Genomic DNA, 12,887 nt, shown 5'->3' with positions numbered 1-12,887 from the left:
CAAAACCCGCGCATCTTCCATGCCCACTCCTGACCCCAGAAAGTCAGACGCCTACGCAGAGGTTCCCTAGTTCAGAAGGTGCTCATGCACCTTCTCGAATAGCTTGTGATTGTCGCGATAGTCTACGCGAATCCCAATCAGAACGGGGCCAGGGATCTCAAATGCTTTTTTGAGCGTTGACCCGAATTGATCGGGTGGGTCGACCATGAACCCGACTGTTCCAAAACCTTCGGCATACTTCACAACATCGACGGGCCCAAGGTCCACTCCTGACGTGCGTTTGTATTTCGGCTGTTCCTGAACGGCTACGCATATCGTAGGTGCCGTCAATCCAGACCATATGCACGAGGTTTAGTTTCAACCTCACTGCGGTTTCGAGCTCCATGGCGGAAGACAGGAACCCGCCATCGCCCGAGATGGACAGCGTCTTTTCGTTTGGTCTTACCAGGCACGATGCAATCCCACGGAAGTGCGACGCCAACGTCTGTTGGCCATTGCTGGTCAGGATCTGCCGCGCTCGGAAGCTGAAGAGAAAATGCGCGATCCAAAGATGGAAGGAGCCCATACAGCCCAACTCGTAAGCGAAGTCGGGATGTCAGGTTGGGTAAAAGTGGAAGTGATCGGAGACAGAAGGACACTCCACCTGATGTGGCAGAAACCTTACGAGCGACCGAACTCTGGTTAAGGCCGGTTTCACGGTTTCTTCCGTATACCTCTGACGACATCGTCTTCGCCAAGCGGCTCATCGACGTGGGGACGGCAGCAATCATGCCGCTCGGAGCTCCCATTGGTAGCGGGCTTGGTCTTCAAAATTGCACGAGCCTTCGAATCGTGAGGGAAATGATTGATCAAGTGCCACTGATCGTCGATGCGGGGGAGGTACTGCCTCGGATGCAACACTAGCTATGGAAATTGGATTTGATGCCGTACTGATGAACACAGCGATCGCTGCTGCCCACGATCCGGTATCAACGGCACACGCGATGAAACATGCCGTGATTGCTGGCCGACTGGCCCATATTTCAGGGCGGATGCCGAAGCGATTGTACGCAACGGCCAGCTCGCCTCTTGAAGGCATATCGGGTTACTACATGCCTATGTTGTTTTCATAAGCAAGCGGAATCTGCTAGAAACGAGATCATGGGCATACAAGCTTATGTAATTGGCGTACAAGCACACGCTGACTAGAACCTATCTCGTAAATCGACTTAGGGAACCTCTGCGTAGGCGTCTGACTTTCTGGGGTCAGGGAGTGGGCATGGAAGATGCGCGGGTTTTGGTTGGTTTGATGCTGTTGGAGGGCTAATTGGAACGCGCATCCGCCCGTTTTCCGGGGCTTCCAGGCGCACTACTGCCCAAGGACTGCCAGACGTTTGCGGTGCAGGTACAGGTTCACCAGCGCGAAGTTCGCGCACAGGCGGTGATGGTTCTTCGCGATGCCTCTGTATCTCACTTTGTCGAAGCCGAAGATGCGCTTCAGGATCCGGAACGGATGTTCTACCTTGGCCCGCACCCTCGACTTACTCCGGTTCTTCTTTTTCTGTAACTCGTCGACATAGTTTTTGAACTTCGTCCGCTTGCAGGTCATGTCCTGTGCCTTCGGAGCGGCCTCTTGGATGGCGTCGGTCTGGCCCTGATAGCCGCCGTCGCCCCACACCTTACGCTCTTGGCCGTGCAGCAGTTCCGGTAACATGTGGCAGTCCGCCACGCTGGCTGCGCTCGTCGCCACAGAGTGGACGATGCCCTCCCTCGCGTCCACGCCGATATGCGCCTTCAGGCCGAAGTACCACTGGTTGCCCTTCCTGGTCTGGTGCATCGCCGGGTCGCGCTCGCCACTCGCGTTCTGGGTCGACGAAGGCGCATGCAGGATGGTCGCATCGACAATCGTGCCCGTCGCGATCCGGATGCCCCTGGCATCCAGATGCACGTTCACCGCATCCAGCATCAACCCGCCCAGCTCGTGCCTCTCCAGCAGATGACGGAACCGCAGGATGGTCGTCTCATCCGGCGCAGGCGCAATCCCAAGGTCCACGCCAACGAACCGCCGCAGCGCCGCAGACTCGTACAACGCCTCTTCCACCCCAGGGTCCGACAGATTGAACCACTGCTGCACAAAGTAAGTCCGCAGCATGATCGCCAACCCTACCGGCTGCCGTCCCTTGCCCGCCTTCGCATAGTGCGGTCGTACCAGGGCTTCCAGCGCAGACCATGGAACCACCTGCTCCATCTCGTCCAGAAACAACTCCCGCCGACTCTTCCGCCCGTACTTCTCAAACACACCCTGACTCGACAGACTCTGCTGCTTCATCGCAATCTCCTCGCAGCTATCAGATTAATCAATCAGGCAAGCGATGCAGAACTTGTGCAGACTCTCCTTAGGGCATGCCCGATCACCCATACCAGAAACATGTAATTTCGATGCTTACTGTGCTTTGCTACGATCAGCATCGGAGCACGTCATTGATCCCCATCTCATTGTGAGGATCTAATGAAAGCCAACGTGCACGAGTTTATCGTGTTCTTGATCTCTATTTCAGCCTGCAGCATTCGTAAGCCGATGTTCAATTGATAAGTCGACTGCCACCAGCGTTGGCTTATGGAAACATCCACAGAGGCGCCATGATGAGAGGAAGCGACGCCAGTAGTTGAGCATCTGTTAGTCGACTGTCAGCCTCCAAGCGGTGACCGACTTTCATTTCAATCATTTACAAACGGCCTTTGCTTTGCATTAGGGCAATGGTGAGTGACTGGAAACGGAGGGATGCATGACGCTTGATTGGCAGGTTTTGGTGATCGCCTTCATCGCCATATCCCTTCACCTACTGGCACGGGGGCCTGACCTGCGGAGCCTTGAGATAGATGGCCAACTGCCTGACCGGAACTTCCTAGGCACGACTCCGATCAAAATCACAGCAGCACGCGATAGATGTTTTCAAAACCATTCGTGCGATTGAACCTGATTTGCGAGAACCGAAGGGATGTATCTATGACTGAAATGCTTGAGGTTCTCGCTAAACACGGGTACTGGCTGCTCTTTGCTTCCGTGCTTGGCAGGCAAGCCTGTTTGCCAGTACCTGCGAACCTGCTACTGGTTGCCGCGGGTGCGCTTGCCGGGCTGGGGCGATTGAGCTTGCTCAGTGTCGTCGTGTTCTCAGTCACCGCGTTTCTATTGGCAGATTTGGCGTGGTACAAAGCTGGCCAGAGATGGGGCAGCAGCATACTCCATTTCATTCTTGGCGCTACGCACGGTTCGGAGCCACGCGTGGACAAGCTTACTGCGACCTTCGGCCGGTATGGAGTGAAATCTCTGTTGGTATCCAAGTTCATCTTAGGTGTGGATGCAATCGCCGCCCCCATGTCGGGGATCTCCGGAATTAGTCTTCCCAGGTTTCTGATCTTCGATGCCCTCGGAGCAATTCTTTGGGCGTGTGCTTACGCATCCCTTGGGTACGCTTTCAGTAACCAGTTGGACAGCATTGCAAAGTACTCCGCGAAGATTGGAAAGATGATGGTCTTAGCGGGAGTTGCAGGCCTTTGCGTGCTCATCGTCCGCAAACTGGTTTTCCTTCATCGCTTTCTCAGTGAATTTAGGCTCGCCCGGATCACGCCAGATCAACTCAAGTCAAAGCTGATCGCAGGTGAAGATGTTCTGCTCCTCGACTTACAAGGAGGCAAAAAACACTGTCAAGGTCTGATGGGTATTCCCGGTTCAATCAGAATCGACCCTCGTCTGCTCGGTCATTATAAGAGGGAGTATCAGGATATCGATCTGCCGGTAAATCGAGAGGTGATCCTTTATTGCGCCACTTTGGGAGAACGCCGTAGTGCTCGGGTGGCCCTCGCGCTTCACCGACGGGGGTTTGAACGCGTTCGGCCGCTTGCTGGAGGTCTTCGAGCCTGGCGCGACTGCGGTTACCCAATTACACGCGATGTTCAAGTGTTGGCAGCATCGGAACAAGCAGCCTTTGTACTGCGTGAGATCATTCGTTATTCACCAGCGATTAGTGCCCAGGGCCTAAATATGAGCATTGCGAATCCCAATCGGCTCCTGGAGCGGGCACAAGATGGGACCGCAAGCGACACAGATACGCGCCTCCCGTTCTTACAACATTGCCATCAAGAAGAGGATTCTCGGGCAATCGTCAATATCCCGGCAACAAGCTCATTCAGCAAAGGGAGTGAGCCGGAATGACATTGCTGTTTGCAGTGCGGGGGTGTATTGATTCTTCAAATGATCAGTCTATGTCTTTTGACAAAACTGTCTTCGAGTTTGAAATCTAAATCGGGGCAACTCACATGAACTCACCTATCTATTCCGGCAGTGACGTATCTCTCGATCGCGGTTCGAAGGCGATAAACGACGAGCTGTTGGTTTTGGCTGCAAAATCTGGAGATACCGCCGCTTTCGTTGAACTCAGGAGACGTCACGCCACTAAACTCCTGCGGACGATATACCGGGTCACCAGGAATTGGGAAGACGCAGAAGATGCTCTGCAGGATTCCTTTCTAAAGGCTTATCTTCATCTGAATAAATTCGAGAACAGATCCACCTTTGCATCTTGGCTCACCAGAATCGCGATCAATTCGGCTCTCATGATTTTGCGGAAGAAGCGTCCCTACGAAATCTCGATTGACGCTACCCGCGACGGATTCGAAGCCGGCGACAGGTGGGAGCTGCGGGACCTTAGGGACGATCCTGAGGGTTGCTATGTGCAGATTGAGAGGAAAGAGAAGCTCAGAAGCGCGATACTGCGGTTGCGGCCTGACTTTCGAGATGTGGTGGAGTTGCAGCAGACACAGGAATACAGCGTAAAGGAGCTGGCGCAGGTTCTCGGTATTTCGTTAGCGGCCGCCAAATCGAGGCTGTCGCGCGCAAGGATGGCTTTGCGCGAATCTCTGCGGCGAAACTCATTCGAAGCCTGACCTGTGAGGCGGGGCTGAGCGGCGTTTCCTTCACGGACTGATCAAGCAAAGAGTTCCGCTAATAGGTTTTACGCTTTGCTGCGAATTTATAGAGTTGATCGACATTGGCATCGCTCATGCCGAGAAGAAGCGTAGTCTCCTGGTACGAATAACGGAGGAGTCCGCACAGAAAATACACTGCACGCTCGGGCCATTGAAGCACGCCGATCTGTGAGCTTCCCGGAAATCCAGCCTTCACTGGATCTGGTTTTCCTGCCAGCACGGGTGAGTTGGCGGTCTCACGGTTGTGAGACTAGAGAATCCAGGGCTCGGCAGCCTCCTTCGCTGGTGACGCGATCCGGGTCTGCCAATCGTCAGGCAACTGGTAATTGTCATCGTTGTGAACTCGATTGTCGGAAGAGATTGCGCAAAACTCTTTCGCGCCGCGCACGTGCTCACCCTTCCCCTAGGGCTTTGTATCACCGGGCATCCAGCCCGAAAGTGTTTCGGCGAGAAGCGAACTATACGCTTGCCAATCACCTGCGTTATAGGCGTCGTCTATGGCCCCAAATCGATCTAAGTTCCAGGCCCGTGTCCGCGTCTTCATCATTGGTGCGGATCCAAGCACGAAGATCTGGTCTGCCTTTCACGACATCCCCGTGATACCACTCGACGGCCATGACGCGGTGACCTGGACGACGGGGATTTGAACAAGCCCTTCATCGCGTTCGGAACTGCAAAGTGCCGGTGATCGCCATGCTTCACAGCAGTGTCTGGGGCGCGGCCTGTGACCTGGCCGTGACTTGCGACCTCGCCATCGGTACACCCAAAACAACTTTCGTCAATACTCCTGTCAAGTTGCGGATCTCCTAACACGGCCGGGATGTCGCATTCCTAGGACCGTTGCCCCTGCACATCATTAAAGAAATGGTCTTGACGAGCAATCTACTCTCCGCCGAAGATGCCTATCCCTTCGGGCTGCTCAATCGCCTCGTGAGCCCAGAGAAACTGGAGTCAACGACGATGGAAATTGTGCAGACAATCGCCGGCCGCGCGCCTCTGGCGGTTGCGGTCGTCAAGGCAGAGCTGAGTAGCCTGAGCAGGGGCGCACCCATGAGCGCCGACGAGTACGAGTTTATTCAAGGCGAACGGCGAGCAGCATTCTTTAGCGACGACCTCAAAGAGGGCGTCAAGGCTTTCTTTGAGAAACGAGCGCCTGTCTTCCAGGGCAAATGATCGCGGGAGGCTGCAAATAATCGACGATTCGGAGATACTTTCAGCTTGCTGCTCAAAGCGTCAGGCGCCAGCCATGGGTAGACTTATGGCGTCACTGCTTCTAGGCAACGGTCAGTAGTACGTCGATATTTCCCCGGGTTGCATTGGAAACCGGAGCCTTCGTGACGCTCTTCGCGTACACCAGTCCTTCTCCGGCACGAGGCCTCTGCCTTCCCACCGCGAGCTTTCACTACCTGGATGGAGGCAATGTGCTCGGAGGTCTAAGTGGCTGCATCCGTAAACACAGGGGAGTGAATCTCCACACATTGCTTTCGGTCGTGCCAGCGCCGCCGCCATGCTTGCCACCAGCTATGTGCTTGGCGACTACCTCTACGGGAAGCACATGTTGCGTTTACGACCGGTGATTGCGCGATTGAATACAAAAGTCGAGACCGTCGGATCGTTCCGCCTATGACGCTGAACACATGAGCGTAATGGACGACACCTGAGCCAATCTCTTGTCATTTGCCACGGTCTTGGCGGTCCTCGGGTGGTGATTGAGTCCTGCTTTCAAAGATTTACGAATGGTCTCTGCCGTGCACCTCAACGAGCAGCTTCGCCACCTGCAGGGAGCAAGAGACATCCACAGCACGACCAAACAAAAATTAATCCAGGTCCGTGTCGGAAACAAGGAGCGTAAGAAATGACACCTGCCGCAGAAGTAGACGTACCGTCAACCCCTCGCTAAGCGCTTACGGACGAGCAAGATCCACGATTCAAGGATCGCCGCTGACTTCGGAGGAACTCAGGAAAACCAACGCTTACTGGAGAGCATGCAAATATCTGGCGCTCGGGATGATCTATCTGCAGGAGAATCCTCTCTTGAAGGAGCCGCTGAAGCCGGAGCATATCAAGAACCGTCTGCTCGGCCATTGGGGATCGAGCCCTGGCCTCGCATTCATCTACATCCACCTGAACCGGCTGATCAAGAAGCTTGAGCAGGACGTTATCTTCATGGCCGGACCTGGGCATGGCGCGCCAGGGGTTTTGGGCCCGTGTTATCTGGAAGGGACATACTCCGAGATCTATCCAGACAAAAGCGAAGATGTGTTGGGTCTCCGCGATTTCTTCAGGCAGTTCTCGTTTCCCGGCGGTATCGGCAGTCACTGCACGCCGGAGACGCCGGGTTCAATCCACGAAGGGGGCGAATTGGGGTATGTGCTCTCTCACGCCTGCGGCGCGGCATTCGACAACCCTGAGCTGATCGTCGCGGCAGTGGTCGGAGACGGTGAGTCGGAGACGGGGCCCTTGGCAACTTCGTGGCACATCAGCAAGTTCCTGAACCCCATTCGCGATGGCGCAGTTCTGCCGATTCTCCACTTGAACGGCTACAAAATCAACAACCCTACTCTTCTGGCGCGAATTTCACACCAAGAGTTGGAAGAACTGATGCGAGGGTACGGTTGGACGCCCCATTTCGTGGAGGGCTCAGACCCTGACAGCATGCACCAGGCAATGGGGGCCACCGTCGAACATTGCATCAAGGAGATCCGTGCGCATCAAGAGGAATGTCGACGCAGCGGCGTGGCAACGCGGCCGCGCTGGCCAATGATTGTGCTTCGTTCCCCGAAGGGTTGGGGCGCTCCGAAAGATGTGGGCGGTCACAGGCTCGAGGGCTTTTGGCGTGCCCACCAGGTCCCGCTGACAGATGTGAAGAAAAACGCCGAGCAATTGCGAGTGCTCGAGGCCTGGATGCGCGAGCAGAAGCCTGAAGAGTTGTTCGACGAGAATGGCAAATTCATAGCGGAGTTGAAGGAGCTGGCACCCAAGGGGATCCGCCGCATGAGCGCCAATCCTCACGCCAACGGCGGCATCCTAAAGAGAAACCTGCGCTTGCCTGATTTCGCCGACTACGCGGTGAAAGTCGACCAGCCGGGAACGATTGAGGTCGAGAATGTTCCGCCCCTGGGGAACTTCTTGCGAGACGTGATGAAGTTGAACATGCACAACTTCCGCGTATTCGGTCCGGACGAAACAACATCGAACAAGCTGCAGGCGGTATACGAGGTCAGCAAGAAATTCTGGATCGCCGAGTCCTTTCCCGAAGACAAGGACGGGGGCGAATTGGCGACCGACGGACGCGTCATCGAGATGCTCAGTGAACACACGATGGAGGGCATGCTCGAAGGCTACCTGCTTACCGGGCGCAATGGCTTCTTTTCCTCCTATGAAGCGTTCATCCACGTCATCGACTCCATGTTCAACCAGCACGCGAAGTGGCTCTCGATCTGCAGTCATCTGTCCTGGCGTCGAGATATCGCCTCGCTGAATCTCCTCATCACTTCGACAGTATGGCGACAGGACCATAACGGTTTTACCCACCAGGATCCCGGGTTCCTGGACGTTGTTCTAAATAAGAGCGCCGCCGTAACTCGCATCTACCTTCCGCCCGACGCTAATTGTCTGTTGTCGGTCGCCAACCATTGCCTCAGGAGCGAAAACTATGTCAATGTGATCGTTTCCGACAAGCAGCTGCATCTTCAGTATCTGAGCATGGATGCCGCGATTGAGCACTGCACGAAAGGTATCGGAATCTGGGACTGGGCGAGTAATGACCAAGCTGGAGAACCAGATGTCGTATTCGCTTCGGCCGGCGATATTCCGACACAGGAAGCGCTTGCCGCAACAGTGTTGCTACGCGAGGAGTTCCCTGACCTGAAGATTCGCTTCATCAACGTTGTCGACCTGTTCAAACTGCAACCGAGCACGGAGCACCCTCACGGATTAACGGATTCCGACTTTGATTCCCTGTTCACAGAGGACAAGCCGATCATCTTCAATTTCCACGGGTATCCATACCTGATTCACCGCCTCACCTACGCTCGCAAAAACAAAGGGATCCATGTTCGTGGTTACAAGGAGAAAGGCAACATCAACACTCCAATGGAGCTGGCGATGAACAACGAGACAGACCGCTTCAGTCTGGCGATCGATGCCATCGATCGCGTACCCAAGCTGCAAAAGATCGGAGGGCACGCGAAAGAGAAGTTCCGTAACCATCAGATCGCATGCCGGGCCCACGCGTACAAGCATGGCATCGACAGCCCGGAGATTACCGGATGGAGGTTCCCGCACCCGTCAGCCTAACCTGAACGAGAGCGAGGGGTGGCCGTCTCATAGCAGGGCGGCCACCCCATGGCCTGCTTCCTATAAAGAGTGGCATGCTAGCGAATGCCAGCGCGAAAGGACCCCTGAATGAGCCCAGTAAGCGATCTCCTAACTGCCCCTGCACTGCCATTGCCGGCACTGCCATCAATCGAACAGACTAGTATCAATACCATACGTACGCTCTCCATGGATGGTGTGCAGGCGGCCAATTCGGGGCATCCTGGAACTCCCATGGCATTAGCGCCGGTTGCCTACAGTCTCTGGCAACAATTCCTTCGGTTCGATCCGCAAGATCCCGTATGGCCGAACCGCGATCGCTTCGTGCTGTCGATAGGGCATGCGTCCATGCTGCTCTACTCCCTGCTTCATTTGACCGAGGTCCGGGCAGTCAGCAAAGACTACGAAACTCTCGGTGAGGTGTCGGTGCCACTGGACGCCATCAAGGCGTTTCGACAGTTGGACAGCCGCTGCCCCGGACATCCGGAGTATCGCTGGACCTCTGGCGTGGAAACTACTACAGGGCCGCTTGGCCAAGGCGTGTCCACCAGCGTCGGCATGGCGATCGGCCGGCAGTGGCTGGCCGCGCGGTACAACCGCCCCGGTTTCGAGGATCTCTTCGACTTCAACGTCTACGCGCTATGCGGAGATGGATGCATGATGGAGGGCATCTCCAGTGAGGCTGCCTCGCTTGCGGGACATTTGCGACTTTCGAATCTGTGCTGGATCTATGACAACAACCACATCACGATTGAAGGCAACACTTCCCTGGCCTTCACCGAGGACGTGGCCACGCGATTTATCGGATATGGATGGAATGTCACGCGGGTTGGCGACGCAAACGATCTGGAGATGCTTGCGCGCGCATTCCGAACCTTTCAGAATTGCAAAGACCGTCCGACGCTGATCATCGTGGACAGCCATATCGGGTACGGTGCGCCGCACAAGCAGGATACCAGCGGGGCACACGGTGAACCCCTGGGCGAGGAGGAGGTCCGACTCGCGAAGCGAAACTACGGCTGGCCAGAAGATAAGAAGTTCTACGTGCCCGATGGCGTTTACGATCATTTCCGTGAGGGCATCGGCAAGCGCGGGAAACAGCTGCGTGACGCCTGGTTCGCGCGAATCGCAGAATATCGGAAGCAGTACCCGGAACTCGCCGAAGAACTCTATCGCATGCAGCACCGCCAGCTCCCTGAAGGTTGGGACCATGACCTTCCGGAATTCCCCGCGGACGCGAAAGGCCTGGCGACGCGTGAGTCCTCGGCTCAGGCATTGAACGCAATCGCCAAGAATATGCCCTGGTTGATCGGAGGGTCCGCGGACCTCGGACCATCTACCAAGACCCGTATTACGCAGGAGGGCGCGGGCGATTTCTCGGCGGAGAACTATGCCGGACGTAATTTTCACTTCGGTATCCGTGAACATGCCATGGGAGCCATCCTGAACGGACTGAGTCTGGTAAAGGTCAGGCCCTTCGGCTCGGGATTTTTCATCTTTGTCGATTACATGCGCGGCTCGATGCGGCTGAGCGCGTTGATGGAGCTTCCGGTTATTTTCGTGTTCACTCACGACTCGATTGGAGTTGGCGAGGACGGCCCGACTCATCAACCCATTGAACAGCTAGCGCACATGCGCTCCATGCCTGGCCTAATCCTGATCCGGCCGGCCGATGCGAATGAGGTAGTCGAGGCCTGGAAGGTGATCCTGCAACTGCATCATGCGCCGGCCGTGCTCGTACTCACACGCCAGGCGGTGCCGACGATCGATCGCACAAAGTACGCCCCGGCCGCAGGTCTGGCTCGCGGAGCTTACGTCCTGGCGGATGCCACCGGCGGCTCGCCTGTGGTCATCTTCATCGCGACCGGAAGCGAGGTTGCGCTATGCCTTGAGGCTTACGAGCAGTTGACTAAGGAGGGAGTGCGGGCACGAGTGGTCAGTATGCCGTCATGGGAGCTATTCGACGATCAGGATAAGGATTACTGCGAGTCTGTTCTACCTCCGCAGGTTCGAGCCCGAGTATCAGTGGAAGTGGCGTCAGATTTTGGCTGGAGCAAATACACCGGGTCCGAGGGGTGCAGCATTTGTATTGAGACCTTTGGAGCGTCGGCGCCCCTCAAGCAACTGTTGAAGAAGTTCGGCTTCAGCGTGGACCACCTCGTAACAGCAGCGAAGGATCAGATTGCGCTGCACAAACCTCGCAACTAAAGGGAGTACATCATGAGAGTGGGCGTGGCAGATCACGGCGGCTTCGAAATGAAGGAGCAGCTGGCGAAGTTGTTGGCGGAAGGAGGCCACCAGGTAGTCGACTTCGGCAACAAGATATACGACAACGACGATGATTACCCGGATTTCGCGATTCCTCTCGCAACGTGCGGTGGCAAGTGGCGAAGTAGAACGTGGCATTTTTGCATGCGGGAGCGGCGTGGGAGCCTCGGTAGCTGCGAATAAGGTCGGCGGCGCTCGAGCGGCGCTCTGTCACGATGACTTCTCGGCCCGCCAGGGTGTGGAGGACGACGCCATGAATATTCTCTGTTTCGGGGGCCGCACCATGGGAATCGCCGTTGCGTGGGACTGCGCGAAGAACTTTCTTGGCGCAAAGTTTAGCGGTGCGGAACGGCATCGCCGCCGGCTAGCCAAGGTTACTCAACTCGAAGGTGGGACGATTGCCTATGCAAGCGATCCCAAATAACTCCAGATAGCTGAACCTAAGATGGGAAATTGCAATGACAAGATGGGAGATTACAATGACGTTACTTGATTCCTTGAAGAAATACACTATCGTTGTGGCGGATACGGGCGATATTGAAGCCATTGCCAAGCATCGGCCTCAGAACGCCACCACCAATCCGTCGCTTCTCTTTCACGCTGCCCAGATGCCGACTTACAGGCACTTGGTGGAAGAGGCTTCGAAGGAGATTAGCCGATGAGTGCAGCGCGCGCGGTACTTTGGGATATGGATGGGACGTTAATCGATTCAGAGGAGTTCCACTGGATCTCCTGGCGCGACACGATGGCGAAAGAAGGCGTTCCCATCACCCACGAGCAGTTTCTTTCCTCATTCGGGCAGCGCAATGACTCCATCATCCCCAGGTGGCTCGGCGCTGCGTCGACTCCTGAATGGGTAGAGAGGATCTCAAACGCTAAAGAAGAGTTATATCGCGACCTTATTCACAAACATGGGATGTCTCCGCTGCCCGGGGTTTTCGATTGGGTCCGCCGGCTTCACGAGGAGGGATGGCTGCAAGCTATTGCTTCCGCGGCGCCGCGTCCGAACATTGAGGTAGTCGTTGAATCGCTGAAGGCGGCCCACTATTTTCAGACCATCGTTTCCGCTGAAGATGTGCAAAAGGGAAAGCCGGATCCGGAGGTGTACCTGCTTGCCGCTTCGCGGGTCGGCGCATCACCTGATCGGTCTATTGTCGTAGAAGATGCCGCGGCTGGGGTCGAAGCAGCGCGTAGCGCGGGGATGCGAAGCATTGGAGTGAGTCGCAACGGTAAGTATCTCGCTGCTGACTTAGTCGTAGGGTCTCTTGACCTGCTGGATGCCGACGCATTTGAAATCCTTCTGCGGATCTAGCTGGGTGGCGAAAACTACAGATCCA

Annotated in this window: 14 protein-coding genes and 2 pseudogenes; 12 read left to right on the top strand and 4 right to left on the bottom strand. The window is 55.8% G+C overall.

Annotated elements, in window-relative coordinates:
• Positions 1-66: 66 nt before the first annotated feature.
• A complete protein-coding gene (locus RBB80_RS12790; protein ID WP_433968552.1) occupies positions 67-330 on the bottom strand; it encodes a thiamine pyrophosphate-dependent enzyme in 264 nt (87 codons plus the stop codon).
• A gap of 40 nt (positions 331-370) precedes the next feature.
• Positions 371-565 (bottom strand): annotated as a pseudogene (locus RBB80_RS12785) (thiamine pyrophosphate-dependent enzyme); the annotation flags it as partial.
• Positions 566-648: 83 nt separating this feature from the next.
• Between RBB80_RS12785 and RBB80_RS12780 the strand changes: the two are divergent.
• Positions 649-1,112: pseudogene (locus RBB80_RS12780) on the top strand (hypothetical protein).
• A 236-nt stretch (positions 1,113-1,348) separates the two neighbouring features.
• Here the strand turns inward: RBB80_RS12780 and RBB80_RS12775 are convergent.
• Positions 1,349-2,308, bottom strand: a complete 960-nt coding sequence (locus RBB80_RS12775; protein WP_433964127.1) for an IS5 family transposase — start codon at positions 2,306-2,308, stop codon at positions 1,349-1,351.
• 678 nt (positions 2,309-2,986) lie between these two features.
• Here RBB80_RS12775 and RBB80_RS12770 point away from each other — a divergent pair.
• Both RBB80_RS12770 and RBB80_RS12765 read left to right on the top strand, forming a co-directional pair.
• The gene (locus RBB80_RS12770; RefSeq protein WP_433968551.1) at positions 2,987-4,192 is read left to right on the top strand and encodes a VTT domain-containing protein; all 1,206 of its coding nucleotides are present in this window, start codon (positions 2,987-2,989) and stop codon (positions 4,190-4,192) included.
• 104 nt (positions 4,193-4,296) lie between these two features.
• Positions 4,297-4,923, top strand: coding sequence for an RNA polymerase sigma factor (locus tag RBB80_RS12765; RefSeq protein ID WP_433968549.1), 627 nt, complete (start codon positions 4,297-4,299; stop codon positions 4,921-4,923).
• Between the two features lie 58 nt (positions 4,924-4,981).
• Here the strand turns inward: RBB80_RS12765 and RBB80_RS12760 are convergent, their stop codons facing one another.
• Entirely contained in the window at positions 4,982-5,161 is a 180-nt protein-coding gene (locus tag RBB80_RS12760) for a hypothetical protein (RefSeq protein ID WP_433968548.1), read from the bottom strand.
• Positions 5,162-5,462: 301 nt separating this feature from the next.
• Here RBB80_RS12760 and RBB80_RS12755 point away from each other — a divergent pair, with 301 nt between their 5' ends.
• The 9 genes from RBB80_RS12755 to RBB80_RS12715 all read left to right on the top strand — a co-directional run bounded on the left by RBB80_RS12755 (position 5,463) and on the right by RBB80_RS12715 (position 12,862).
• Positions 5,463-5,612, top strand: a complete 150-nt coding sequence (locus RBB80_RS12755; protein WP_433968546.1) for a hypothetical protein — start codon at positions 5,463-5,465, stop codon at positions 5,610-5,612.
• A 46-nt stretch (positions 5,613-5,658) separates the two neighbouring features.
• Positions 5,659-5,775, top strand: coding sequence for a hypothetical protein (locus tag RBB80_RS12750; RefSeq protein WP_433968545.1), 117 nt, complete (start codon positions 5,659-5,661; stop codon positions 5,773-5,775).
• Between the two features lie 30 nt (positions 5,776-5,805).
• The gene (locus tag RBB80_RS12745; protein WP_433968543.1) at positions 5,806-6,138 is read left to right on the top strand and encodes an enoyl-CoA hydratase-related protein; all 333 of its coding nucleotides are present in this window, start codon (positions 5,806-5,808) and stop codon (positions 6,136-6,138) included.
• Between the two features lie 753 nt (positions 6,139-6,891).
• Complete coding sequence (locus tag RBB80_RS12740) at positions 6,892-9,264, top strand: phosphoketolase family protein (RefSeq protein ID WP_433969651.1); 2,373 nt, start codon at positions 6,892-6,894, stop codon at positions 9,262-9,264.
• 108 nt (positions 9,265-9,372) lie between these two features.
• Entirely contained in the window at positions 9,373-11,490 is a 2,118-nt protein-coding gene (tkt, locus tag RBB80_RS12735) for a transketolase (protein WP_433968542.1), read from the top strand.
• A gap of 12 nt (positions 11,491-11,502) precedes the next feature.
• A complete protein-coding gene (locus RBB80_RS12730) occupies positions 11,503-11,733 on the top strand; it encodes an RpiB/LacA/LacB family sugar-phosphate isomerase (protein ID WP_433968540.1) in 231 nt (76 codons plus the stop codon).
• A complete protein-coding gene (locus RBB80_RS12725) occupies positions 11,621-11,974 on the top strand; it encodes an RpiB/LacA/LacB family sugar-phosphate isomerase (RefSeq protein WP_433968539.1) in 354 nt (117 codons plus the stop codon). Before RBB80_RS12730 ends, RBB80_RS12725 begins: the two co-directional genes overlap by 113 nt.
• A 55-nt stretch (positions 11,975-12,029) precedes the next feature.
• Positions 12,030-12,212 (top strand): transaldolase family protein, encoded by a 183-nt coding sequence (locus RBB80_RS12720; protein ID WP_433968537.1) that lies wholly within the window; start codon positions 12,030-12,032, stop codon positions 12,210-12,212.
• Positions 12,209-12,862, top strand: a complete 654-nt coding sequence (locus tag RBB80_RS12715; protein ID WP_433968536.1) for an HAD family hydrolase — start codon at positions 12,209-12,211, stop codon at positions 12,860-12,862. The genes RBB80_RS12720 and RBB80_RS12715 overlap by 4 nt, the downstream gene beginning before the upstream one ends.
• The last annotated feature ends 25 nt before the right edge of the window (positions 12,863-12,887 follow it).

The sequence above is a fragment of the Tunturiibacter gelidiferens genome (assembly GCF_051013345.1).
GTDB lineage: Bacteria > Acidobacteriota > Terriglobia > Terriglobales > Acidobacteriaceae > Edaphobacter > Edaphobacter gelidiferens_A.
This window is presented reverse-complemented; position numbering and strand designations above follow the sequence as displayed.